This is a genomic window from Thiocapsa roseopersicina (assembly GCF_900106925.1).
GTDB classification, from domain to species: Bacteria; Pseudomonadota; Gammaproteobacteria; order Chromatiales; family Chromatiaceae; genus Thiocapsa; species Thiocapsa roseopersicina.
This window is the reverse complement of sequence record NZ_FNNZ01000009.1, coordinates 119311-142325: the sequence shown is the minus strand read 5'-3', so window position 1 is coordinate 142325 and position 23015 is coordinate 119311. Positions and strand designations below refer to the sequence as shown.

The 23015-nt window shown below is 65.7% G+C and carries 21 protein-coding genes; 13 read left to right on the top strand and 8 right to left on the bottom strand.

The window, feature by feature from the left end:
- Window positions 1-109: 109 nt before the first annotated feature.
- The gene (locus tag BLV04_RS25885; protein WP_281241837.1) at window positions 110-238 is read right to left on the bottom strand and encodes a hypothetical protein; all 129 of its coding nucleotides are present in this window, start codon (window positions 236-238) and stop codon (window positions 110-112) included.
- Window positions 239-528: 290 nt separating this feature from the next.
- Between BLV04_RS25885 and BLV04_RS11455 the strand changes: the two genes are divergently transcribed.
- The 3 genes from BLV04_RS11455 to BLV04_RS11445 all read left to right on the top strand — a co-directional run bounded on the left by BLV04_RS11455 (window position 529) and on the right by BLV04_RS11445 (window position 4548).
- On the top strand, window positions 529-1572 hold the full coding sequence (locus BLV04_RS11455; protein ID WP_245731852.1) for an FAD:protein FMN transferase: 1044 nt from the start codon (window positions 529-531) through the stop codon (window positions 1570-1572).
- Between the two features lie 118 nt (window positions 1573-1690).
- Complete coding sequence (gene trkA / locus BLV04_RS11450) at window positions 1691-3094, top strand: Trk system potassium transporter TrkA (protein ID WP_093031729.1); 1404 nt, start codon at window positions 1691-1693, stop codon at window positions 3092-3094.
- The gene (locus BLV04_RS11445; RefSeq protein ID WP_175534599.1) at window positions 3094-4548 is read left to right on the top strand and encodes a TrkH family potassium uptake protein; all 1455 of its coding nucleotides are present in this window, start codon (window positions 3094-3096) and stop codon (window positions 4546-4548) included. Before trkA ends, BLV04_RS11445 begins: the two co-directional genes overlap by 1 nt.
- 45 nt (window positions 4549-4593) lie before the next feature.
- On the opposite strand, the gene BLV04_RS11440 is transcribed toward BLV04_RS11445, so the two are convergent.
- A complete protein-coding gene (locus BLV04_RS11440) occupies window positions 4594-4800 on the bottom strand; it encodes a hypothetical protein (protein ID WP_217633690.1) in 207 nt (68 codons plus the stop codon).
- 228 nt (window positions 4801-5028) lie between these two features.
- On the opposite strand from BLV04_RS11440, the gene BLV04_RS11435 reads away from it, so the two are divergent.
- Complete coding sequence (locus tag BLV04_RS11435; protein ID WP_093031726.1) at window positions 5029-5871, top strand: universal stress protein; 843 nt, start codon at window positions 5029-5031, stop codon at window positions 5869-5871.
- Window positions 5871-8594, top strand: a complete 2724-nt coding sequence (locus BLV04_RS11430; RefSeq protein ID WP_093031723.1) for a cation-translocating P-type ATPase — start codon at window positions 5871-5873, stop codon at window positions 8592-8594. Before BLV04_RS11435 ends, BLV04_RS11430 begins: the two co-directional genes overlap by 1 nt.
- Before the next feature lie 143 nt (window positions 8595-8737).
- On the opposite strand, the gene BLV04_RS11425 is transcribed toward BLV04_RS11430, so the two are convergent.
- Together BLV04_RS11425 and BLV04_RS11420 are read right to left on the bottom strand one after the other, a co-directional pair.
- Window positions 8738-9061 (bottom strand): P-II family nitrogen regulator, encoded by a 324-nt coding sequence (locus tag BLV04_RS11425; protein WP_093031720.1) that lies wholly within the window; start codon window positions 9059-9061, stop codon window positions 8738-8740.
- A 72-nt stretch (window positions 9062-9133) separates the two neighbouring features.
- On the bottom strand, window positions 9134-10144 hold the full coding sequence (locus BLV04_RS11420; protein WP_093031716.1) for a sodium-dependent bicarbonate transport family permease: 1011 nt from the start codon (window positions 10142-10144) through the stop codon (window positions 9134-9136).
- A gap of 347 nt (window positions 10145-10491) precedes the next feature.
- Between BLV04_RS11420 and BLV04_RS11415 the strand changes: the two genes are divergently transcribed.
- Complete coding sequence (locus tag BLV04_RS11415; protein ID WP_093031713.1) at window positions 10492-11322, top strand: TerC family protein; 831 nt, start codon at window positions 10492-10494, stop codon at window positions 11320-11322.
- Window positions 11323-11417: 95 nt separating this feature from the next.
- Here BLV04_RS11415 and rnk read toward each other — a convergent pair whose 3' ends face one another.
- From rnk to BLV04_RS11400, 3 genes are all read right to left on the bottom strand, one after another.
- Window positions 11418-11831 (bottom strand): nucleoside diphosphate kinase regulator, encoded by a 414-nt coding sequence (gene rnk / locus BLV04_RS11410; RefSeq protein ID WP_093031710.1) that lies wholly within the window; start codon window positions 11829-11831, stop codon window positions 11418-11420.
- A 12-nt stretch (window positions 11832-11843) separates the two neighbouring features.
- Window positions 11844-12971 carry an NAD(P)/FAD-dependent oxidoreductase gene (locus tag BLV04_RS11405; RefSeq protein ID WP_093031707.1) on the bottom strand — a complete coding sequence of 376 codons (1128 nt, stop codon included), beginning with the start codon at window positions 12969-12971 and terminating at the stop codon, window positions 11844-11846.
- Window positions 12972-13101: 130 nt separating this feature from the next.
- Entirely contained in the window at window positions 13102-13752 is a 651-nt protein-coding gene (locus tag BLV04_RS11400) for an arylesterase (protein WP_175534598.1), read from the bottom strand.
- Between BLV04_RS11400 and BLV04_RS11395 the strand changes: the two genes are divergently transcribed.
- A complete protein-coding gene (locus tag BLV04_RS11395) occupies window positions 13751-14440 on the top strand; it encodes an ABC transporter ATP-binding protein (RefSeq protein ID WP_093031704.1) in 690 nt (229 codons plus the stop codon). The two genes, BLV04_RS11400 and BLV04_RS11395, sit on opposite strands and share 2 nt — an antisense overlap.
- On the top strand, window positions 14437-16926 hold the full coding sequence (locus BLV04_RS11390) for an ABC transporter permease (protein ID WP_093031701.1): 2490 nt from the start codon (window positions 14437-14439) through the stop codon (window positions 16924-16926). The genes BLV04_RS11395 and BLV04_RS11390 overlap by 4 nt, the downstream gene beginning before the upstream one ends.
- A 133-nt stretch (window positions 16927-17059) precedes the next feature.
- Here BLV04_RS11390 and BLV04_RS11385 read toward each other — a convergent pair whose 3' ends face one another.
- Complete coding sequence (locus tag BLV04_RS11385) at window positions 17060-17257, bottom strand: Alvin_2107 family globule sulfur oxidation protein (RefSeq protein ID WP_093031698.1); 198 nt, start codon at window positions 17255-17257, stop codon at window positions 17060-17062.
- A 423-nt stretch (window positions 17258-17680) separates the two neighbouring features.
- On the opposite strand from BLV04_RS11385, the gene BLV04_RS11380 reads away from it, so the two are divergent.
- The 5 genes from BLV04_RS11380 to soxZ all read left to right on the top strand — a co-directional run bounded on the left by BLV04_RS11380 (window position 17681) and on the right by soxZ (window position 23012).
- Window positions 17681-18724: an AAA family ATPase gene (locus BLV04_RS11380; protein ID WP_093031695.1), complete on the top strand. Its 1044-nt coding sequence runs from the start codon at window positions 17681-17683 to the stop codon at window positions 18722-18724.
- Complete coding sequence (locus BLV04_RS11375) at window positions 18717-20036, top strand: vWA domain-containing protein (RefSeq protein WP_093031692.1); 1320 nt, start codon at window positions 18717-18719, stop codon at window positions 20034-20036. Before BLV04_RS11380 ends, BLV04_RS11375 begins: the two co-directional genes overlap by 8 nt.
- A gap of 168 nt (window positions 20037-20204) precedes the next feature.
- Window positions 20205-21764 (top strand): M48 family metalloprotease, encoded by a 1560-nt coding sequence (locus tag BLV04_RS11370; protein ID WP_245731851.1) that lies wholly within the window; start codon window positions 20205-20207, stop codon window positions 21762-21764.
- A 408-nt stretch (window positions 21765-22172) separates the two neighbouring features.
- A complete protein-coding gene (soxY, locus tag BLV04_RS11365; RefSeq protein ID WP_093031689.1) occupies window positions 22173-22646 on the top strand; it encodes a thiosulfate oxidation carrier protein SoxY in 474 nt (157 codons plus the stop codon).
- A gap of 54 nt (window positions 22647-22700) precedes the next feature.
- Window positions 22701-23012, top strand: a complete 312-nt coding sequence (gene soxZ, locus BLV04_RS11360) for a thiosulfate oxidation carrier complex protein SoxZ (RefSeq protein ID WP_093031686.1) — start codon at window positions 22701-22703, stop codon at window positions 23010-23012.
- The last annotated feature ends 3 nt before the right edge of the window (window positions 23013-23015 follow it).

Sequence of the window (23015 nt, the reverse complement as noted above, 5' to 3'; positions counted from 1 at the left end):
GTCCTCGTGCTCCGGCTGTTGGCGGCGGCCTATACCAGGTTGGCGCAACGGGGACACGGACGTCGGCCGAATCTCAGCCTCCGGACGTCGGCTCGGCGATCCATTCGGGCTAGACGGCAAGCAGGATCGCGATCACGATGGCTCCAATGAAAAGTCCGACCAGACCGAAGGCCGCAATCCCGCCGAGCACCGCAAACAGGACCAGTACATAGCGAATCCGCGCGGCACTGCTGATCACCAGCAGGCGCTTGAGGTTGGCTCCGATTCAGGGCAGCTTCACGACGCCGGGCGGCAGGATATCCGGCTCCTGTGTGAGAAAGATACTCGATACCGAGCTGTGGGGCCGATGCCGTTTGGAGCTCGGTCGCGGTGTTCGCAGCCGGGGTATGCCCACGCGTCGCGAGTCGGCAAGTGTTTCGGAGCGGGTGCCACAATCGCGCCGTCGGTTCGGGGGCGAGGTGTTCAGGTTGTAGACCGGGCGGTCACGCCCGTCTTCACGAGCAGTTCTTCCTTCACGAGGTGATTTGTATGGGTCTTTCCGGCATGCGCGTCTGGAAGCTCCTTCCGGTCTCGTGCGCGTTGCTCCTGGCCAGCTGCGGCGAGCGTGCAGTCCCTTCGATCGAGATCGAAGGACCGACGATGGGCACCTACTACTCGGTCAAGGTCGCCCGCCCTCCGCTCGGGATGACCACGGATGCGCTGAAGCTCGAGGTGGAGTCGGTCCTCGATAAGGTGATCGCCGAGATCTCGACGTACGAGCCGACCTCCGAGCTGTCCCGCCTCAACGCGAATCCCGGCACGGATTGGATCCCCATCTCGCCCGAGCTTCATGACGTGATCGCGGAAGGCCAGCGCATCGCTGCCCTGAGCGACGGTGCCTTCGATATCACGGTCGGCCCCTTGGTCAACCTCTGGGGATTCGGACCCGAGGCACGACCTGACGAGCTGCCGACCCCCGAGCAGATTCAGGCCGCGCGTGAACGCGTCGGTTGGCGCAAGCTGGAGCTGCGCGCCTCTCCGCCGGCCCTGCGCAAGGTCCGGGGGGATGTCTACATCGATCTCTCCGCGCTCGGGGAAGGGTACGGTGCGGACCGGGTCGCGGCGGATCTCGATGTGCGGGGGGTGGCCGATTACATGGTTGCGGTGGCCGGCACCATCCGCGCGAAGGGGCTCAACCCCAAGGGCCAACCCTGGGCCATCGCGATCGAGGAGCCACTGCCGGACCAACGCGCCGTGCACCTGATCGTCCCGGTCTCCGAGCAGGCCATCTCGACCTCGGGTGACTATCGCAACTTCTTCGTGAAGGACGGCAAACGCTATTCACACGAGATCGATCCCGCGACGGGTGCTCCGATCGAGCGCAAACTGGGGTCTGCGACCGTCGTAGGCGAGCGCGCGATCGTCGTCGACGGGCTTGCCACCGCGTTCATGGTCCTCGGCGAGCAGCGCGCGCCGGCACTCGCCGCATCCCGGGGGATCGCAGCCTATTTCATCGTTCGCGAGGGCGACGGGCTGCGGGGTGTCGCGAGCCCGGCTTTCGAGGATTATCTCGCGCGGTCCAAGTCGGAATAAGCTGCCGCCGTCGGGTCGGGCCAATCGTCGCCGAACCCTGGTACGCGCCGGTCGGTCGGTGAAAGAGCAGTCCGACCGGGCTGGGTATTCCAGATCTTGATGGAGGCGGCCCAATCGCATGAAAATCGTCATCCTCGGTGCCGGCCAGGTCGGCAGCTCGGTCGCCGAAAGCCTCGTCTCGGAGGACAACGAGATCACGGTGGTCGACACCGACCTGCCGCGACTGGCGCGTCTTCAGGACCGCCTGGATCTGAGGATTGTCGTCGGCAATGCCGCCCTGCCGGCCGTGCTCGAGCGCGCCGGTATGGCCGACGCGGAGCTGCTGGTCGCAGTCACGCAAAGCGATCAGACCAATCTCTGTGCCTGCCGCACCGCGGCGACACTCTTCAACACGCCCACCAAGATCGCTCGGTTGCGCTCGGCCGACTACGGTCGTTATCCCCATTTGTTGGACGCGAAAAACTTCGCGGTGGACTTCAGTCTCTGCCCCGAGCAGATCGTCACCGACTATATCGTCAAGCTGCTCGAGTTTCCCGAGGCGCTCCAGGTGCTGGAGTTTGCCGACGGGTTGGTCAGTCTGGTGGCGGTGCGCGCCTTCGCCGGCGGTCCCCTGGTCGGTCGCCCGGTGTCCGACCTGCGTCGCCATATCCCGACCCTGGACGCGCGAATCGCCGCGATCTACCGGGGCGATCAACCCATCATCCCCGACGGCGACACCCTGATCGAGTCCGGCGACGAGGTCTTCTGTCTGGCCGCGACCCGCGATATCCGTCAGGTGATGAGCGAGCTGCGCCGCCGCGAGCGGCCGACGCGACGCATCCTCGTCGCCGGCGGCGGCAACATCGGCGAACGTCTTGCGACTGCGACACAGGGCCGCTTCCAGATCAAGATCATCGAGTCCAACGAAGACCGCGCCAAGACCTTGGGCGCAGCCCTCGATCGCGCGCTCGTGCTCATCGGAGATGCGACCGACGAGCAGTTGCTTGCGTCGGAGGGGATTGAGGACATGGACATCTTTCTCGCCCTCACCAACGACGACGAGGACAACATCCTCTCTGCATTGCTCGCCAAGTTCATGGGGGCGCGACGGGTGCTGGCCCTGATCAACCGGCGCGCCTATGCCGACCTGGTGCAGGCCGATCGCATCGATATCGCCATCTCGCCCGCGCAGATCTCGATCGGCTCACTGCTGGCCCATGTCCGACGCGGCGATGTCGCTCGTGTGCATAGCCTGCGTCGCGGGGCGGCCGAGGCGATGGAGTTGGTCGTCCACGGCGATAGCGGGACATCCAAGGTCATCGGGCGGCGCATCGACACGCTGGATCTTCCGGCCGGGGTCACGGTCGGGGCCATCGTGCGCGGGCCGCGTCCCGAGCCGGGTCGCGCGGATCGTCGCGAGGTCATCATCGCGCATCATGATCGCGTCATCGAGGCGGAAGACCACATCATCCTCTTTCTGATCAACAAATCGCTGGTCCCCAAGGTCGAGCGTTATTTCCAAGTGGGCTTTGGATTCTTCTGATGTCCGGCCTGCCGTCGGTCATCAACGCGCTCGGACGCTTGCTGCTGGTCTTCAGCCTGACCTACCTGCTGCCCATCGGCTGCGCTCTCGTCTACCGCGACGGGACTTTTGCGACCTTCGTGACAAGCCTGCTCGCGTGCGTCGGCGTCGGCGCCTTGTTGGTCATCGCGACGCGCCGTCATCTTCGCGAGCTCAAGTCCCGCGACGGCTTCATCCTGGTCGCCGCGGCTTGGACCCTGACGGCCGCGATCGCCACCGTGCCGCTCATGCTGCATGAGCAGTTAAGCTTCACCGACGCCTTCTTCGAGACCATGTCCGGGCTCACCACCACCGGCGCGACGGTCATGGTCGGGCTCGATCAGGTCGCGCCGTCCATCAATCTCTGGCGACACACGCTCAACTGGCTGGGCGGCATGGGGATCATCGTGTTGGCCGTCGCCATCCTGCCGCTCCTGGGAGTGGGCGGCATGCAGTTGCTGCGCGCCGAGGTGCCCGGCCCCATCAAGGACACCAAGCTCACCGCGCGCATCGCCGACACCGCGACCATCCTCTGGACGATCTATTTGTGGATCACGATCGCCTGCGTCATTGCGCTCAAACTGGCCGGCATGGACTGGTTCGACGCCGTTTGCCATGCCTTCTCGACACTCTCGCTCGGCGGCTTCTCGACCCGCGACGCCAGCATCGGTGCCTTCCACTCACCGCTCATCGAGGTGGTGATCATCGTCTTCATGGTGATCGCCGCGCTCAACTTCGCAACCCACTACACCGCTTGGCGGGCGCGCAGCCTGCGCGCCTATTGGCGCGATGCCGAGGCGAAGGGCGTGCTGGCTGTCCTGCTGGTCAGCACCTTGGGCTGCACCCTCTATCTCTTGATCGTCGGCACCTACAGCGATGCCCTGACCGCGCTGCGCGAGGTGAGCTTCAATCTGATCAGCATCGCGACCGACTGCGGCTTCGTGAGTGTCGACTATGCGCAATGGCCCATTTTCGTGCCCTTCTGGATGCTCTTCCTCTCCTGCGTGACCGCCAGCTCCGGCTCCACCGGCGGCGGCATCAAGATGATCCGCACCCTGATCCTGACGCGTCAGAGCTCGCGCGAGATCAGCCGTCTGATCCATCCGACCATGGCCGCACCCGTCACGGTGGGCGGCATTCAGATCCCGAACCAGGTGGTCTTCGCCATTCTCGGCTTCATGTTTCTCTACGCCATGAGCATCGTCGGGCTGACCTTCCTGCTGATCTTCGGCGGGTTGGACTTCATCTCCGCCTTCACGGCCGTCATCGCCTGCATCAACAACGCCGGTCCGGGCCTCGGACAAGTCGGCCCGGCCACCAACTATCAGAGCCTCACCGACTACGAGATCTGGGTCTTGAGCTTCACCATGCTGCTCGGGCGGCTAGAGATCTTCTCGCTCCTGATCCTCTTTACGCCGCGGTTTTGGCGCAAGTAAGGCGAACGGGTCGTCGCCGTCGTCGTCGCCGGACACCCCCAACAATCATCCCTGCCGCCGCCCGGCCTCCCACCCGCGGCACGCCCGTGCGATGTAACGCGGCACCGGACGTGCCCCGGTGCCGTAGGCGCTGATCGTGCGGGTAGTCAAACCCAGTGCCGCCGCGGCCTGGGTCAACGACAGGCCGTTGCACGATCGCCATTGAATAAAGGCGTGGGTGTTCTCGTCCGTTGCCTGTTGTGCCTGCGGCATGCCGGTCGTCCCTGTCCAGCCCTTCCCGGGCGTCTATGCCGAGCAGTTGCCGTGTGCCGCAGGGCCGGCTCGCCAACGCCCCGGTCCGGCCTCGCCATGGTCTGCCATAATTCTTTCGAGGGGGACAACGCATTCGCTTGAGCACTTATCGTCCCGGCGGCGCTTCGGGTCGGTGACCGCGGCAGGGCCCCGATCCCCCGATCGATCCAGGCGCGGCGGACGGTCGCTATGCTTCATTTCGCCTACGACGGTTCCATCAACGGAGACTGGGTCAGCCATTACGCCGTCCAATTGGCGTCTGCTCAGCACGACCGGACCTTGCGGTTGATCCACTTTCGCGGCGGACAGATCCTGCCGACGATCCTCGAGGACAAGCTGGGACGGATTCGACGGGAATGCGAGCATCAGAGGGTCCGGCTCATCGAGGAGATCCTACCGCCCGCCGAACGGGGTCTTGAGAGTGCGATCCGCTCCGCCGTCCCCGCCGGTCCGGAGCATTTCCTGCTGTGCGGCGTGCCGGCTCGGGCGCCGGGCCACGGTGCTCTGCGCGAGACGATCGCGGGACGGCTGCTGCGCTCGGGTCACTGCAACGTCCTGGCCGTGCGTGTGGTCCATCCGGGCTTGCTGGGATCGCCGCGGCGGTTGCTGATTCCGGTCACCGAGCGCCCGGACGGCTTTCGCTCGGGCATGCCGTTCCTGAGGCTCTTCGCCCCGCAAGTGACGCGCCTGCATATCGTCTTGATCGTACGGGTCGGCCGCCGGCGGTTTCTACGGATGTCGCATGAGCTGGCCGAACGCCTCCTCGCGCCGGGCCAAGCCTACTGCGAGCGCATCGAGCAGGAGATCGTCGAGCAGCTCGGGCTGGGGCCCGAGGTGATGGACGCCAAGGTCGTGGTCTCGGACCAGGTGGCGCGCGAGATCCTGATCGCGGCGCACCGCACCAAGTCGCGACTGGTGTATCTGGGGGTGTCCGAACGCCATCCAGCCGAGCGGTTCTTGTACGGCGATCCGGTCGAGCAGATTCTGCGCGACGCGAGCTGCGACGTCGCCATCTACCGCGGAGCGGCCTGATGGCGGACGGGGCCCAGATCCATGAGGTCGTCTCGGAGCGGGTCTTCGACCTGTTGCGCAGCCGCCCCTCCGGACTGACGCAGAGCGAGGTCGCCGCGCGACGGGCCGAGATCGGTCCGAATCGCCTGCAACCGCCCCCGCGATGGCGCTGGGTGCGGGTCTTGTTCAAGCATGTCGTCAACTTCTTCAGCATCCTGCTCGACATCGCCTCCGTCGTCTGTTTCGTCGCCGAGGCGATCCAGCCCGGCGAGGGCATGCGCGTGCTCGGCTGGGCGTTGCTCGGCGTCTCGGTCCTCAACGCCGTGTTCGCCTTCGCGCAGGAGATGCGGGCCGAGCGCGCCATGGATGCGCTGCGCCGCTTTCTGCCGCAGCGCGTGCGCGTGCGCCGCGAGGGCATCGAATGCACGGTGTCGGCCGAGGATCTGGTGCCGGGCGATGTCATGCTTCTGGAAGAGGGTGACCGTGTCGCGGCCGACGCGCGACTGGTCGAGGCGGACGATCTGCTGGCCAACAATGCACCCTTGACGGGTGAATCCCGCTCGCAGCCGCTGGCGACCCGGCCCGCCAAGGGCCGACTGATCGAGAGTTCCAACATCGCGTTCGCCGGCTGCAGCCTGCTGCGCGGCAACGGGACCGCAGTCACCTTCGCGACCGGCCATCGCACGGAGCTGGGCAAGATCGCGGCCCTCGCGCGCGATGTGCGTCGACCGCCCTCCCCGCTGGAGCGCGAGACCAACCGGATGGTCCGGGTGCTGACCCTGATCGCGGTGCTGATGGCGCTGGTGTTTTTCGTCGCGGGGATTGCCGCCGGTCGCTCGCTCTGGGTCAGCATCGTCTTCATGCTCGGCATCATCGTGGCCAACGTCCCCGAGGGTCTGCTGCCGACCCTGACGCTGGCGCTCTCGATGGCCAGTCTGCGCATGGCGCGCAAACAGGTGCTCGTCAAAAACCTCGAGGCGGTCGAGTCGCTCGGTGCCGTTCACACCGTCTGCACCGACAAGACAGGCACCCTGACCTACAACCGGTTGGTGATTGCGGCGCTGGTCGATCCGGTGCGGGGGCTGCCGATCGAGGATCCCGACGCGCTGCGCGCACTCCTCGAGGCCGCGCTGATCGCCTCCCAGGTCCGGCGGGCGCGGACAGCGCTGCACGGGGATCCGGGCTGGTCCGGCGATCCGCTGGATGTGGCCATCGCCGAGCGCCACAGAGAGCTGTTCAGGCAGCCGGACGCGATCCTCGTCGAGACGCGTCGTCACTTTCCGTTCGATTTGGCCAAACGGCGCGAGGCGGGTGTCTTCGCCGATGGCTCGCAGGCGCGGTTCGCGATCAAAGGGGCCTGGGAGTCGCTGCGGCCCATGGTGAATGGGCTCGTCGACGGCGAAGGCCTTACCGTCGCCGTCGACGAGCCGCGGCTCTTGGCGTGCGACACGGTCGTGCATCGTCTCTCGGCGCAGGGTCGGCGCGTGATCGCGGTCGCCTCGCGGGTGCTCGATCGGTTGCCCGATCCGCAGGCGCCGGAGGAGTCCTTGGGGCGCAGTCTCGTGCTGCACGGCTTCCTGGCGCTCGATGATCCCATCCGCCCAGAGGTTCCCGGCGCCGTGGCCCGCTGCCAGACCGCGGGTGTGCGCGTGCTCCTCATTACCGGCGACCATCCCGACACGGCCGAGGCGGTCGCGCGGGCCTGCGGCATCCTGCGCCCGGACGAGCCCGCCGAGGGGCGGATCCTGCACGGCGCCGAGCTGGAGCGCTTACGCGAGCAGCAGTTGGTCGCGCGCCTGCGCGAGGGGGTGACCGTCTTCGCCCGCACTACGCCCGAGCAGAAGATGAAGATCGTCCTCGCGCTCAAGCGTCTGGGTCAGGTCGTCGCCATGACCGGCGACGGCGTCAACGACACCCCCGCGCTCAAGGCGGCCGATGTCGGCATCGCGATGGGCGCGAGCGGGACCGACGTGGCGCGCGAGGCGGCCGACATCGTGCTGCTCGACGACAACTTCGCATCGATCGTTGCGGGCATCGAGGAGGGGCGCGCCGTCTTCCGCAACATGCAGCGCTTCACGACCTATGTCCTGGCCAGCAATATCCCGGAGATCGTGCCCGTCCTGCTCTATATCCTGCTGCCGATTCCGCTGGCGCTGACCATTGTCCAAATCCTGGCGATCGACCTGGGGACCGACATGCTGCCCGCCATCGGGCTGGGCCGGGAGACGCCCGAGCGAGACCTGATGCAACAGCCGCCGCGGCGCCTTGATGAGCGCCTGCTCTCACCGCGACTGATGCTGACGGCTTACCTGTTTCTTGGCCTGATTCAGGCCGCCTGGTCACTGAGTCTCTTCTTCCTGGTTCTGCACGAGGGCGGCTGGCGCTGGGGGCAAGAGCTGGCGCAGAACGCGCCCCTCTATCACTCGGCGACGGGAATCACTCTGGCCAGCATCGTCCTGATGCAGATCGGCAACGTCGTCGGCCGAAGGTCGTTGCGACACAGCGGCCTGGATTGCGGTCTGCTCGCCAACCCTCTGCTGCTCTTGGGAATCGCGACCGAGATCCTCTTCTCCTGGGCCATCCTCTATGTTCCGGCCGTTCAGTCCGTCCTGCACACCGGCCCGGTCGCCCCGGCGATCTATGCGCTCGCCTGGCTCGGCATCCCGGTGCTGTTCGGTCTGGACTATGCCCGCAAGCGCCTGGCGGCCCATTGGGATCGGCGCCGCGCCGAACCGATCGCCTAACCGCCGTTGGCCTTGCTTCGGCCGTTGACGTGATGCCTGGCGAACAGGACCGCGAGGGTGATTCCGGTCAGCGCCAAGCCCGCCTTTCGTGCGCTCGGTCTTGGGTCGACAGACGCCCGATGAAGCCGGTTGATTCGGCGCTCTCAGGTTTCCATCGGACGCTCGAATTTCTCATGATCGAGCACCGCGACATCGGCCACGAACACCGTCAGGTGGTAGCCCTGGCCGATCAGCGCGTCCAGATCATCGAGCAGGCCGGACATGCGCTCCGGCGGCAGGATGACCTTCAGAAGCAGGTTCGTGTCGATCTCCAGGTTGCCCGACTGCAACCCGTCGGAACCGGCGCCGCGAGCACGCAGCAGGGTATAGCCACTTGCGCCGCGGCGACGCACCGCGGCGATCAGGCGGTGCTCGAGCACGTCGGTGGTGATGACGGTGACGAGTTTTTCAGGGACAAGGCGGTGCATCTGCGTAGGCTCCTGCGGCTTGCGATGAGAACGTCCGACGGGACACGCGGGTGGCCGCGCCGCGTGCGTCGATCAGGCCCCGCCGGCCACCAGCAGGGCCAGCTGGTGATAGATCGGGATGCCGAAGACGACATTGAACGGGAAAGTCACGCCGAGCGACAAGGTCAGATAAAACGACGGATTGGCCTCCGGTACCGCCAAGCGCATCGCGGGCGGGACCGCGATGTAGGAGGCGCTTGCACCGAGCACCCCGACCAGCGTCGTGCCGCCGACGCCGAAACCGAGCATCAGGTGTCCGACCAGCACGCCGATGACGCCGCCGATCAGCGGCATCACCAGTCCGAAGGCGCCGAGGGCCAACCCGACGCGCCGGAAGTCGCCGAAGCGCCGCCCTGCCTCGAGTCCCATCTCCAGCAGGAAGAGGCAGAGCATGCCCATAAAGATGTCGGTGGTGAAGGGGTGCAGCGACTCCATCGCCTTCGGGTTCGCGATGGCCCCGATCAGCATCGACCCGATCAGAAGCACCACACTGCCGTTCGTGAAGGCTTCGCGCAGGATGTCGCCCATGTGACCCGTCCCGCGGTCGGCGCGAGGCGCGCCGCGATCCGGTGCGGCCTTGGCGACGCGCCCCCGGCTCCAGCTCGCGAGCAAGAGACCGACGACGATGGCCGGTGACTCCATGATCGCGAGCATGATCAAGGGATAACGCTCGTACTCGATCCCTTGGCTGCCGAGGAAGGCGATTGCGGTCAAGAAGGTTCCGGCGCTGACCGAGCCGTAATGCGCGGCGATCGCGGCGGCATCGAGCAGACCGACCCGGCGCGTTGCGAGCAAGAGCCCGAAGCCGATGATCGGCAGCAGGAGGCCGAGCAGGAGCGCCCAGATCACTGCGGCCAAGGCTTCGCCGAGATCCGCCTTCGCCAATTCCACGCCGCCGTGCAGGCCGATGGAGACCAGCAGGTAGATGGACAGGATCTTCGCCAGATCGGGCGGAAAGCGCAGATCCGATTTGATCAGACGTGCGATGAAGCCCAGTGCGAAGAAGAGCACGGCCGGGATCAGCAGGTTGGAAAACGCAGACATCGTGCCTCCAGGGTCCCGGACGGGGGCTTGGATGATCGGGATGAGATCCGGAGGTTAATGCTGTAAAGACTTCGATAATAATCGATGTTTTTGATGTAATAGATCAATGAATATAGATGTGTCTGCCCGGCCTCGAGCACGGCGGTCGGGCGGGTTGCAGGATGTTCGTGTCGCCCGGGGTATGCGATCATTTTGCACGGTCGTCGCCCCCTCGCTGTTGATCCTGCAGGATCTCGAAGGGCCAGGCGAGACACCGCATCGCCGGACCGCACATCGGCATCACCGATCTTGAGTGTCGGTGGTGAGCCTTCCACGTCGGCAACAACCTCGCAAGGTCACGAATTCGTATGGAATGGTTATGGGATATCAATCTCTGGAGCGCCCTGTTGACGCTGACGGTGCTCGAGATCGTCTTGGGCATCGACAACATCATCTTCCTGACCTTGCTGGTCTCGAATCTGCCCGAGCATCAGCGCCCCTTTGCCCGCCAGTTCGGCCTGTTGGCAGCTATGGGGACACGCATCCTGCTGCTGCTGTCGATCGCTTGGCTGGCGCGCCTCGTGGAGCCCTGGTTCGAGGTGATGGGGCATCCCGTCTCGGGCCGTGATCTGGTCCTCCTGCTCGGCGGTCTCTTCCTGATCTACAAGGCGGTGATGGAGATCCACGGCAGCCTGGAAGGGGGCGAGGAGCATCAGGCTCCCAAGCATGTCGCCACGCTCCTTCCGCTCGTGATTGTCCAGATCGCCATCATCGACATCGTCTTCTCGCTGGACTCGGTGATCACGGCGATCGGCCTGGCGGACGAGGTCAGCGTCATGGTCGCCGCGATCGTCATCGCGATTGCGGTCATGATGTTCGCGGCCAAGCCGATCGGCGAGTTCGTCGATCGCCACCCGACCGTGAAGATGTTGGCTCTGTCGTTCCTGGTCTTGGTTGGCGTCGCGCTGGTCGCGGAGGGCACGGGGCAGGAGGTGCCCAAGGGCTACCTCTACTTCGCGATGGCCTTCTCCTTCATGGTGGAGATGCTTAACCTGCGTCTGCGAAAGAAGTCGACCGAGGTCGTCCAGCTGCACCGCCTCTACGAAGATCTCGAAGTCGCCCCGGACCCGACGCCGTCCGGCGGCCCGATCGGCCAAAGCTCGGGCATCGGAGCCGAAGGCAAGAACAGGGTGACGTGATGGTTGCGCGACTCGTCCGTCGGGCGAGCCGCGCGGCAGACCTCAGGCGGGGAAAACCCAGGCGTTCCTTGCGGTCAGGCTGCTTTTCGAGGGGCTCAGCGGTGGTATTCGCCCGCGCGCTCGGGTTGGTAGGTCACCTCGTCGATACGCACGCGCAGCGTGCCTCCGCCCGGTTTCGGCCAGTCGATCTCGTCGCCCTCGGACAGGCCCAGCAGGGCGCTTCCGACCGGGGCGAGGATCGAGATGGTCCGACCGCTGTCATCGACGTCGCTCGGGTAGACGAGCGTCAAACAACGTTCCTCCGAGGATAACTCGATGCGAAACTTCACGGTCGATCGCATGGTGACGACCTTGGGCGGAATATCCTTCGCATCCACCACGATTGCCCGAGAGAGCTCGGCCTCCAGGTCTGCTTTGCCGGGAAACTCGGCGTCATCGACGGAGTCCAGAAGCCGCTCCAGCCGCTCGGCATCCGTCGTCGAAAGAATGATGTTGGGTCGCGTGCTCATGTCGTGTCCTGCCTAACGGTAGGGGCGCAGATACCACCATTCGAAACCCAGCTTCATCCAATGGAAGAGCCGTGTCGAAGGGAGCACCCAGTTGTTCTTTTCGGTGCGCGCGACCAGCATGCCCGTATCGTTGGCGTCCACGATGCAGACCAGCTCGACCTTGAAGGTCTCGCTCGGCGCGCGGCCCTGCAGCTCGCCGAGCAGATTCTTCACCGCCGCGCGCGCTTGCAGGTCCGCCATGTGGGCCTGCTTCGGCATCCAGTCAGGACCGGGAAAACTGCCCGAATCACCTGCGACATAGACCCGCTCGTAGCCGGCGACCCGGCAATGTGCATCCGCCTGCAACAGCCCGCCCGGCGAGCGCGGCAGGGCGGTGTTGTCGAACCAGCTGTTGCCGGTCATACCCGGCATGAAGAGGATCAGGTCGGCGTCGAATTCCCCGCCCTCGGTCGTCACCTTCGACTCCGAGAACGACTTGAGCTTGTGGCCCAGATGGGTCTCGATGCCGCGGCGCTTCATCTCCGCGAGGATGCCGTCGACCGCCTTCGGGCCGAGCCGGTTGCCGGGTCGCTCAGCCGGGGTGAAGAAGTGCAGGCGGAAACGGTCCCGACGCCCTTCCTTGCGCAGTTGGCTATCCATCCCGAAGATAAACTCGAAGATGGGTCCGCCGCGCATCGAGCTCGGCTCGTTGGGGTTGCCGGCGAAGCCCATGGCGATGCTGCCGCCGTCCATCGCCTTGACGCGATCGCGGATCGCCTCCGCGGCGGCGATGCCCTCGCAGGGTGTGATGGCATGCTCGATGCCGGGAAGCTTCTTGATGAAGCGTCCGCCGCTGCCGATGATGAGTCCGTCGTTCTCGACCGGGCCGGCGGTGGTCTCGAGCGTGCGCCCGTCCGCGCTCAGTCCGGTCGCCTCTCCGGCGAGATGGCGCACCCGCATGCGCTTGAAGAAGGGGCGCAGATCGATGCGCAGATCCTCGCCGCTGCGGATGCCGCAGGGGACCCAAATCAGGCCTGGATAATAGATGAATTCGGGCTTCGCGCTGACGAGGGTGATCTCGGCGTCGGGAGCTGTGCGTCGGATGCTTTGGACGGCGGTGAGGCCGGCGAATCCGGAACCGACGATGGTGATGCGATGCATGGATGACTCCGGTGGTCCCGAGACGGGACGTTTCTATGCTTGAGATTGTACCCTGATCCGGCGGTGAGACCGGGAGAAGTGGACACGAATAGGGTGGCTACGGGGGGCGCGCAAGGCGCGCCGCCGCGACCTATCGACTCGCCTCCAGCAGCGGCTCCAAGATCGGCCAGACGTTGTCCAGGATACGCGGCTGCGCCTCGGCGGTCGGGTGCAGTCCGTCGGCCTGCATCAGATCCCAATCCTCGGCGACTCCGGCGAGCAGATCCGGCACCAAGGGGACGGATTCGGTCTCGGCGACCTCCCGGAACACCGCTTGAAAGCCGTCGGTGTAAGCCGCACCGTAGTTGGGCGGGAGACGCAAGCCGGTCACGACGACTCGGCTGCCGGCCGCGCTGCTGCGCTCCACCAGCGTCGTTAGATTGTTGCGGATGACCTCGAATCCCAGCCCGCGCAAGCCGTCGTTTGCACCGAGCTCGATGAGAACGATCGCGGGTGCGTGGTCATCGAGCAGCGCACCGAGCCGCGTCAGGCCACCGGCTGTCGTATCGCCCGAGACGCTCGCATTCACGACGCGGTAGGCCATTCCACGCTCGCGCAGACGCTCCTCGAGGAGCGACACCCAGCCGCTCTTGCGATCCAAACCATAGCTCGCACTCAGGCTGTCGCCGAGGATCAGGATCACCGGCGGCATGACCGGCGAGTTGGCCGACGCGTCGTTCGCGGTTTTTCCGAGCGTCAGGGCGGGCAACAACATACAGGTCAGCAGGAGTAGACGGATCATGTCGGGACAAAGACCTCGGGCCGTGTCGAAAGCGGTCGCAGTGGGGAAGCATGTTACGGGGCCGGCCGGCGGCTTGACCATCTTGGAGCGCCTCGACCTGGAGATCCAGGCCGGCGAGGCGGTGGCCATCCTCGGTGCATCCGGCTCGGGCAAGTCCACATTATTGGGGCTCTTGGCCGGTCTCGACAGTGCCACGTCGGGCGAGGTGTGGCTGTGCGGTCAGCGCGTCGACGATCTCGACGAGGACGGACGCGCGGCGCTGCGCAGCGGGCGAGTCGGCTTCGTCTTCCAGAACTTCCAGCTCCTGCCGACCCTGACCGCGCGCGAGAACGTGCTGCTTCCGCTCGAGCTGACCGGGACGCGCGACGCCGCACGCCGCGCCGACGAGGCCCTGGATCGGGTCGGTCTGACCCCGCGTGCCCGACACTATCCGCGTCAGCTCTCGGGCGGTGAGCAGCAGCGTGTCGCGATCGCTCGGGCCTATGCCCCGCGTCCCGAGGTGCTGTTTGCCGACGAGCCGACCGGAAACCTCGACCAGGTCACCGGCGAGCACATCATCGACCTCCTTTTGGACCTGCGCAGCGACGCCGGTGCGGCACTGGTGCTGGTCACCCATGACCCGCGTCTGGCCGAGCGCTGCGATCGTCGTCTGCACATGACCGCCGGCCACCTGGAGCAAGGCTCGTGAAGACCTGGCGGATCACCCTGCGACTGCTGGGTCAGGACTGGCGCAGCGGCGAGCTCTATCTGCTCGCCTCGGCTTTGATCTTGACCGTTGCCGCCATCACTGCGGTCGGTTTCTTCACCGATCGTGTCGAAAGCGCCATGGCCCGTCAGGGCGGGGAGCTGATCGCGGCCGATCTCGCCCTCGAGTCGGCCACCCCGCTGCCCGCCGACTACCGAGAGCAGGCGGATCGCTTGGGTCTGACCACCGCGGAGATCATCGAGTTTCGCAGTGTCGTGGTGGGCGAGGGCGGGCCGCAGCTCGTCCAGGTGAAGGCCGTCGACACCGCTTATCCCTTGCGCGGGCGATTGAGCGTCCGCGATGCCTTCGACGCGCCGGATCGCGAGGTCGAGACGGGACCGCCGCCCGGCGAGGTCTGGGTGGAGTCGCGTCTCCTGCCCCTGCTCGGTGCGGCGCTCGGCGACGAGGTCGGACTCGGCGAGTCGCGTCTGCGCATGGGCGCCATCCTGAGCAACGAGCCGGACCGCGGCGGTGCGCTCTTTGCGCTGGCCCCGCGGGTCATGCTGAGCCAGGCGGATCTCGCGGCGACCGGATTGATCACCGAGGCGAGTCGGGCCGAGCATCGCCTTCTGGTCGCCGGCGAGGCTACGGCCGTCGAGCGCTTCAAAAGGGCCATCGAGGCCGGTCTGCCGGTCAACATCGATCTGATCGACGGCAGCACCGCCCGACCCGAATTCGAATCCGCGGTCGATCGTGCCTCGCGTTTCCTGCATCTGGCCACACTCGTCACCTTGCTGGTCGCCGGGGCCGCCATCGCCCTGGCCAGCCGTCGCTTCGTCGAGCGCCAGACCGATGCCGTCGCCGTGATGCGCTGTCTGGGTGCGCCCAATCACCTGCTGATGCGGGTCTTCATGATGCGGCTGGTGCTCTTCGGTCTGGTCGCCAGCCTGGTGGGCTGTCTGCTCGGCTGGCTGGGACAGCTCGGGCTGATGAGCCTGCTCTCGGAGTGGTTCGCGACGGATCTGCCGACGCCCTCGCTTGCGCCCGTCGTCGTCGGCGTGGCGACGGGTCTGGTCGCGCTCCTGGGCTTTGCGCTGCCACCCCTGTTTCAACTGGCGCAGGTCTCGCCGTTGCGTGCGCTGCGTCGCGATCTGGGTGCTCCGCGCGGCTCGGCCATCCTGACGGTGGTCGGCGCCGCATCGGCCCTGGCCCTCTTGATCATCTGGCAGGCGGATGATTTCCAATTGGCCTGGAAGCTGATGGCCGGCGTGCTCGGTGCGGTCGCGAGCCTGGTCATCACGGTGCTCGTGCTGGTGCGTCTCGCCGGCGGCCTCGCCGGGCGTGCCCGCGGGGTCTGGCGACTCGGGCTTGCGGCCCTGGCGCGGCGCCCCTCCGCCGCCGTCCTGCAGATCTCCGGCCTGGGGCTCGGCATCCTCGCCTTGCTGTTGCTGGCGGTGGTGCGCGTCGATCTGCTCGCGGCCTGGCAGGAGACCTTGCCCGAAGGTGCGCCGAATCACTTTCTGATCAACATCCAGCCGCAGGATGTCGAGCCGCTTGGCCAGTTCCTGCGCGAGGGGGGGCTGGGCGAGTCGGCCATCTACCCAATGATCCGCGGCCGGCTGGTGCGGATCAACGACCGCGAGATCGTCCCGTCCGACTACGAGAATCCGCGGGCCGAGCAGCTCGCATCGCGCGAGTTCAACCTGAGCCAGGGCGCGGACCTGCAATCCGACAACCGCATCGTCGCCGGCGCCTGGTGGTCGGGCGCGGATGCACCTCCCGAGTTTTCGGTCGAGGAGGGCATCGCCGAGACGCTCGGTATCGCCTTGGGCGACGAGATCGCCTTCCTGGTCTCCGGTCGCGAGGTGAGTGCGCCCGTCACCAGCCTGCGCGAGGTCCAGTGGGACAGCTTCAACGTCAACTTCTTCGTGATCTCCTCTCCCGCGCTCCTCGGCTCCGAGCCCGCGACCTACATCACCAGCTTCTATCTGCCCGAGGATCGGGAGACCTTGATGCCGGAGTTGGTCAAGCGCTTCCCGAGCTTGACCCTGCTCGACGTCGACGCCTTGCTGACGCAGGTTCGGCAGGTGGTCGACCGCGGCGTGATGGCGGTGGAATATGTCTTTCTCTTCACGCTCGCGGCCGGGATCCTGGTCATGTACGCAGGCATCCAAGCCAGCCTGGAGGAGCGCCGACTCGAGCACGGCATCCTGCGCACACTGGGCACCGGACGTCGGGCGCTGCTGACCAGTCTGGCCGTGGAGTTCACCGCGGCGGGCATCCTCGCGGGGGCGCTGGCCTCCATCTTCGCGGAGCTGACCGGCTGGCTTCTGGCCGAGCAGCTCTTCGGCTTGACCTTCAGCTTCAATCCGATGCTCTGGCTGATCGGTGTCTTCGGCTCCGGGGCCTTGATCGGCATCGCCGGGACCTTGGCGACCTATCCGTTGTTGATTCGCCCGCCTTTGCAGACGCTTCGGCAGGCGGGGTAGGGGGCGACTCGGCGCCGAGGCTGCTCGCACCTCGTGATGGTGCGCGTCCTCTTGTCCGTCGCCGAGTAGGCTCGGAATAACAGGCACAAAAAAAGGCGGGTCTCCCCGCCTTTTTCGTTCGCCCGAATCGGGGTCAGGCCTTGACCCAGTCCCCGAAATTGTCGGTGTTCTTCTCTTCGCCGTCGCCGTAGCCGGCCTCGTAGGCCTCGGTGAGGCGCTGCTCTTCGCGCTTCGGATTCTGGAGGAAACCGCACTGCCAGCCTTGGATGTACTCGTCGTCGACACCGAGTTGTTCCATTTTGGTTACGGCGTCGTAATAGAACTGGTTCATGTCCGCTCTCCGGGCTCTTATCGTTGACGAAGGGTCGGCTTGGGAACGCCTCGCCTTCAGAAATCTTGATCTTATTGGCGACGTGGATTCGGGTGCGTCGACCCGGATCCTCGGGTCCTCTCTCGAGTCTCGTAAGGAGCCTTGCCCGCACGACTCGCAGGGTCATGAGGGGGCGAGAAGGGCTATAAGAATACAGCGTTTTTCTTATGTGTGACAAGGTGATCACGCACCCGGCCGGGCACGGATTGTAGCCCGGCGAGGTGTCGACTTGTGAAGCCGAGCGCCAAAACCCACTCTCATGCCAACCCAATTGCGATGACGACCTGATATCGCGCCCATATCCGGCCAATCTCGGGCGGCCATCGCCCCGGGCCTCGCGGATGAGGCACCTTCGCACCAGACCCAAGAGGAAGACGACCCGCTATGCGTCCAGCCCAGTTGCTCCGTGTCCTCGACCGCGAGTTTTCCAGTACCGCGGAAGGTCACCATACCCCCGTGATGCTCTGGGGCCCTCCGGGCGTCGGAAAGTCGCAAATGGTCGCGCAGATCGCCGAGCGCCATCGGGTGCCCATGATCGATATCCGCCTCTCGCAGATGGAGCCGAGCGATCTGCGCGGGATCCCGTTCCGCGCCGGGGATCGGGTGGAGTGGGCGATTCCCGCCATCCTGCCGGATGCCGAGCGCCATGCGTCGGCCGGGATCCTCTTTCTCGACGAGATCACCTCGGCGCCTCCGGCGGTGTCTGCGGCGGCCTATCAGCTGATCCTGGATCGGCGACTCGGCGAGTATCGCGTCCCCGACCGGTGGGCGATCTTCGCGGCCGGCAATCGCCAAGGCGATCGCGGCGTGACCTACAGCATGCCCGCGCCGCTGGCCAACCGCTTCTCGCACTTCGAGGTCGAGACCCACCTGGACGACTGGGTCGCCTGGGCCTATGCGCAGGGCATCGACGAACGGGTCATCGGCTTTCTGCGCTTCCGCCCCGAGCTGCTGTTCGATTTCGACCCGGCGCACAACCCGGTCGCCTTCCCCTCGCCGCGCTCCTGGGAGTTCGCGCACCGCTGTCTGAAGAAGTTCGAGGACATCCCCGAGCTGCTGCAGGGCACCTTGCAGGGCTGTGTCGGGCCGGCGGCGGGGATCGAGGTCGCCGCCTTCGTCGACAGCCTGGATCAGATGCCGGATCTGGATGCCATTCTCGCGGGCGAGGTCGTGCCTGTGCCGCGCGAGATCGATCTCCAATACGCCGTCGCCGCGGCCCTGGTCGGGCGTGCCATCCGCGCGCAGGGGGAGCCGGACAAGGACCGCGTCATCGGCAACATCCTCGCCTACGCGGGTCGTTTTCCGCAGCGCGAGATGGGTGTCATGCTGGTGTCCGATCTGCACCGTGCGGTCGGCAACAGCCTCTTCGAGGTGCCGGCCTTCGCCGATTGGGCTGCGGTCGTTGCCGACGTGATGCTCTATGAGTAGCGGTGCCGGCAGTGCGGGTAGCGCGGCGGTATCCGATGCCGAGCGGCGTGTGATCGAGACCAAGCTCGCGGCGGCCCGTACGCGCTTGATCCTGGACAAGCCCTTTCTCGGGGCCTTGGTGCTGCGCCTGCCCATGCATGCGTCGAACCCCGAGTGGTGCCCGACCACGGCGACCGATGCGCGTGCCTTCTACTACAACCCCGAGTACATCGCGAGCCTGAGCCTCGACCAGACCCAGTTCATGCTTGCGCACGAGGCCCTGCACTGCGCGCTGTCGCATTTCGCGCGGCGACAGCATCGCATCAAACATAAGTGGGATCTCGCCTGTGATTACGCGATCAATCCGCTCTTGATCGACGAGGGTCTGACGCCGCCGCCGAACGCCTTGGTGATGCCGCCCTACAAGGGCATGACCGCCGAGGAGATCTACCCGCTCATCGACGACAACGATGAGTCCGAGACCCTGGACACGCACGCCTACGATCGCGATAGCCGGCAGGGCGGCAGCCGCTCCGGCATGAGCGAGAAGGATCTCGATCGCCAGCCGGAGCAGCCGCAATCGCAACAGGGCGAGTCCGAAGAAGGGCAGGGGGCGAACCGCTCGGCGCAACCCGATCAATCCGGCGGGCCCGACAGCGGCCTCGGGCAATCCCAGCCCGAGCCCAATCCCCTGACCCCGGACGAGCAGGAGACGCTCTCGGTGCAATGGCAACAGCGTCTCGCCGGGGCTGCTCAACAGGCGCAGCAGGCCGGCAAGCTCGGCCGCGAGATGGCTCGCATGATCGACCATCTCCTGCAGCCGCGCCTGCCCTGGCGGATGCTGCTGGCCCGCTATATGACGGCCGTCTCGCGCGAGGACTACAGCTACGCGCGCCCGTCGCGCCGGGCCGGCGACTTCATCAGGCCGAGTCTGCGTGCCCAGCAGACCGACCTGGTTGTCGCCGTCGATACCTCGGGCTCGATCCAGGCGGCGGAGCTGGAGGAATTCATCGGCGAGATCGACGCGCTCAAGGGCCAGGTGCGCGCCCGCGTGACCCTCTTGCCCTGCGATGCGGCCTTGTGTGAAGGTGCGCCGTTTCGGTTCGAGCCTTGGGAGAGCTTCCGGCTGCCCGAGACGATCCGCGGCGGCGGGGGCACCAGCTTTCGCCCGGTCTTTCAGTGGATCGATCGCGAGGGTCTCCGCCCGGATCTTCTGGTCTACTTCACCGATGCCCAAGGGGAGTTTCCGCCGGTCGAGCCGTCGTTTCCGGTGATCTGGCTGGTCAAGGGGCGTGGTAAGGTGCCTTGGGGGCAGCGCATTCAGCTCAACTAAACCGCGTCCGGAGCGCCATGAGCTTATCGAGGTGGCTTGGGCGATGGCGGGATCAACAGCCTCGGCACGACGCGGTTTAGATGGACTATTGCGTTCGGAGAGCGTGCACGGAATGAGCGTCGCGGATCGTGGGGACGTGTTGGCCGTCGAAACCGGAAAGGGTCGTGCATGGCGCGCGCTTTGAGGAACTACGAGGGGCGCGTTGCGTCTCACCAAACCATGATGATCCGTATGTTTATCGGTCGGTTTCGGCGGTTGGCGTTGGGCGGGTTTGCGCTCTTGGCGGTCGTATCTACGTCGGTGTCGGCCGATGCCTACAGTCTTCCCGATATGGGCAGCTCCTCGGACAGCATGATGACCCGGTCCGCCGAGGCGCGGCTCGGCAAGCTCTTCATGCGCAGCGTGCGCAACGCCCTCCCCGTGATGGACGATCCGCTCGCCACAAGCTATATCGAGTCCTTGGGTACCGCCTTGGTCGAGGCCGATCGAACCGCCGGGGGCAACTTTTCCTTCTTCCTGATCGACGAACCTGTGGTCAACGCGTTTGCGGGGCCCGGCGGCTATATCGGCATCTACGCCGGACTGGTCTTGGCGGCGGAGACCGAGAGCGAGCTCGCCGCCGTGATGGCCCATGAGATAGCCCATGTCACCCAGCGCCACCTGATGCGCTCGTTCGAGGATCAGAGCAAGCTCAGTCTGCCGACGACTGCCTTGCTCATCGCCGCGGCCATCCTCGGCGCTCAGGTCTCGCCCGACGCCGGGGCCGCGGCCATCGCCGGCGTGCAGGCCGCCGCGCTCCAGCGCCAGATCAACTTCACGCGCGACAACGAGAAGGAGGCGGACCGCATCGGGATCCAGGCGCTGGCCGGTGCCGGTCACGACCCCTTCGCGATGGCCGGCTTCTTCGAGCGACTCGCCAAGGCCACGCGGGTCTACGAGTCGAACGCCCCGGAGTTCCTGCGCACGCATCCGGTGACGGCCGATCGCATCTCTGACTCACTCGGGCGTGCCGAGAGCTTCGGCGTGCGTCAGCGCCCGGATAGCCTGCGATTTCAGCTGACGCGCGCCAAGCTGCGCGAGCGCTCTTATCGGCGAGCCGAGCAGTCCGTTGCGCATTTCGAGGACACCTTGCGGGGTGGGCGTTTTCGCGAAGAGATTGCCGAGCGTTACGGCTATGCCCTCGCACTGCAGCGCGCGCGACGGTTTACCGAGGCGAAGCGCGAGAGCGACAAGCTGATCGTGGCCCATCCGAGCCAGGCCGAATTCGTTGTCCTGGACGCCGAGCTCGATCTCGCGCTCGGCAACAGTGCCGACGCCTTGGCACATCTGAAACAGGCGGTGAGCCTCTTCCCCGGTCAGTGGCCTTTACGGGTCGCCTACGCGGAGGCCCTCATGTCCGCGGGTCAGCCCGCGCGTGCGGTGGACGAGTTCAAGGCCGTCGTGCGTGTGCGGCCGGCCAACGCCATGCTCTACGAGGCGCTCGTGCAGGCGGCGACCAAGGCTGGCGATCGGTCGACCGTCGATCGTTATCGTGCGGAGAAGCTCTATGTCGAAGGCGACCTCGAGCCCGCCATTCGGCATCTCGAGCTGGCCTTGCGTCGGCCCGACGTCCCATATCACGAGGCGGCGCAGATTCAGGTTCGCCTCGATGCATGGCGTGAAGAAGAGCGCGACGAGAAGCGGCGGGGCGGGAACCCCCTGCGCGCGGCGACCCCGAACGTGCGATGAAGAGCGTTCCAAGTCCGGTAGGACTGAGGTAACATTGTCCGGGTGTCGATGTCGGGTTAGCACTCGAACGAGCGGATTTAAAGCCGGTTGTATTGGAAGTTTCCGCCGAAAAGGCGGCCGTCGGCCGACCGCATAATAAGATCGAAAAGATGTGGAGGATTTCACCGTTCATACCCCACGCGAGTCGGATCGGGCCGCGAGGACTCGGGCGTCCACGCCGCCATATCCGAATCTCGGACGAGAGCCGGCACCCGAGTCGATCGAACCCGACAAATATCCCGAGTGCTTGCATGTTTGTCGAACCGGCCTATCGGGGGCATCGGTTCGGCTTCGGCCGCAACCTGCCCCGACGCGCGCGATGCTCAATGCATCCCAGTACACCCACCCATGCTCCATAGGAGATGTCCCATGATCGATGCAAAACGTCGAATCCTGCTCAAGGGTTCACTCGCCGCAGGTACCGTCGGAGTTGCTGTCGGCGCCGGTCTGCTGTCCCCCAGCCTGGTCCTTGCGAGCTGGAACGAGGCGGCCTTCCATGCGAAGGATCTGCCGACAGCCCTGACGAGCCTGATGGGATCGGATGCCGCCGAGACCAGCGAGGCGATCAAGATCAAGGCCCCGGATATCGCCGAAAACGGTGCAGTCGTGCCGGTCACCGTCGAGACGGACATGGCAGGTGTCAAGTCGATCGCGATCGTTGCCGACCAGAACCAGACGCCGCTCATTGCGTCGTTCGATTTGGGAGAGTCCGCGGTCCCCTTCGTGTCTACCCGGATCAAGATGGCCAAGACCTCCAACGTCGTCGCCGTGGTCCAGACCGGCGACAAGCTCTACAGCAATGCCAAGGAAGTGAAGGTCACCATCGGCGGCTGCGGCGGCTGATCGAGTCGCTCCCCGCGGGACACGGCATAGACACCAAACTCGAGGTATACAGAGATGTCAGACATCAAGATCCGCGCCAAGCTCAAAGACGGCGAGACCGAAGTCAAGTGCTTGATGAGTCACCCGATGGAAACCGGGCTGCGAAAGGACAGCAAGACCGGCGAGCTGGTTCCTGCGCACTTCATCCAGGAAGTCGTCTGCAAATCCAAGGATCAGGTCGTGATGACCGCCAACTGGAGCGGCGGCATTTCCAAGAACCCCTATCTGGCGTTCAAGTTCAAGGGCGGCGAGGTCGGTGATCCGATCGAGATCACCTGGACCGACAACATGGGCGAGACTCAGAACGCGGCCGACAAGATCACCTGATCG

Bases quoted from the DNA above. Each gene is read 5' to 3' on its own strand.
- BLV04_RS11455 (WP_245731852.1), top strand. From the start codon at position 529: ATGGGTCTTTCCGGCATGCGCGTCTGGAAGCTCCTTCCGGTCTCGTGC.
- trkA (WP_093031729.1), top strand. From the start codon at position 1,691: ATGAAAATCGTCATCCTCGGTGCCGGCCAGGTCGGCAGCTCGGTCGCC.
- BLV04_RS11445 (WP_175534599.1), top strand. From the start codon at position 3,094: ATGTCCGGCCTGCCGTCGGTCATCAACGCGCTCGGACGCTTGCTGCTG.
- BLV04_RS11440 (WP_217633690.1), bottom strand. From the start codon at position 4,800: ATGCCGCAGGCACAACAGGCAACGGACGAGAACACCCACGCCTTTATT.
- BLV04_RS11435 (WP_093031726.1), top strand. From the start codon at position 5,029: ATGCTTCATTTCGCCTACGACGGTTCCATCAACGGAGACTGGGTCAGC.
- BLV04_RS11430 (WP_093031723.1), top strand. From the start codon at position 5,871: ATGGCGGACGGGGCCCAGATCCATGAGGTCGTCTCGGAGCGGGTCTTC.
- BLV04_RS11425 (WP_093031720.1), bottom strand. From the start codon at position 9,061: ATGCACCGCCTTGTCCCTGAAAAACTCGTCACCGTCATCACCACCGAC.
- BLV04_RS11420 (WP_093031716.1), bottom strand. From the start codon at position 10,144: ATGTCTGCGTTTTCCAACCTGCTGATCCCGGCCGTGCTCTTCTTCGCA.
- BLV04_RS11415 (WP_093031713.1), top strand. From the start codon at position 10,492: ATGGAATGGTTATGGGATATCAATCTCTGGAGCGCCCTGTTGACGCTG.
- rnk (WP_093031710.1), bottom strand. From the start codon at position 11,831: ATGAGCACGCGACCCAACATCATTCTTTCGACGACGGATGCCGAGCGG.
- BLV04_RS11405 (WP_093031707.1), bottom strand. From the start codon at position 12,971: ATGCATCGCATCACCATCGTCGGTTCCGGATTCGCCGGCCTCACCGCC.
- BLV04_RS11395 (WP_093031704.1), top strand. From the start codon at position 13,751: ATGTCGGGACAAAGACCTCGGGCCGTGTCGAAAGCGGTCGCAGTGGGG.
- BLV04_RS11400 (WP_175534598.1), bottom strand. From the start codon at position 13,752: ATGATCCGTCTACTCCTGCTGACCTGTATGTTGTTGCCCGCCCTGACG.
- BLV04_RS11385 (WP_093031698.1), bottom strand. From the start codon at position 17,257: ATGAACCAGTTCTATTACGACGCCGTAACCAAAATGGAACAACTCGGT.
- BLV04_RS11380 (WP_093031695.1), top strand. From the start codon at position 17,681: ATGCGTCCAGCCCAGTTGCTCCGTGTCCTCGACCGCGAGTTTTCCAGT.
- BLV04_RS11375 (WP_093031692.1), top strand. From the start codon at position 18,717: ATGAGTAGCGGTGCCGGCAGTGCGGGTAGCGCGGCGGTATCCGATGCC.
- BLV04_RS11370 (WP_245731851.1), top strand. From the start codon at position 20,205: ATGGCGCGCGCTTTGAGGAACTACGAGGGGCGCGTTGCGTCTCACCAA.
- soxY (WP_093031689.1), top strand. From the start codon at position 22,173: ATGATCGATGCAAAACGTCGAATCCTGCTCAAGGGTTCACTCGCCGCA.
- soxZ (WP_093031686.1), top strand. From the start codon at position 22,701: ATGTCAGACATCAAGATCCGCGCCAAGCTCAAAGACGGCGAGACCGAA.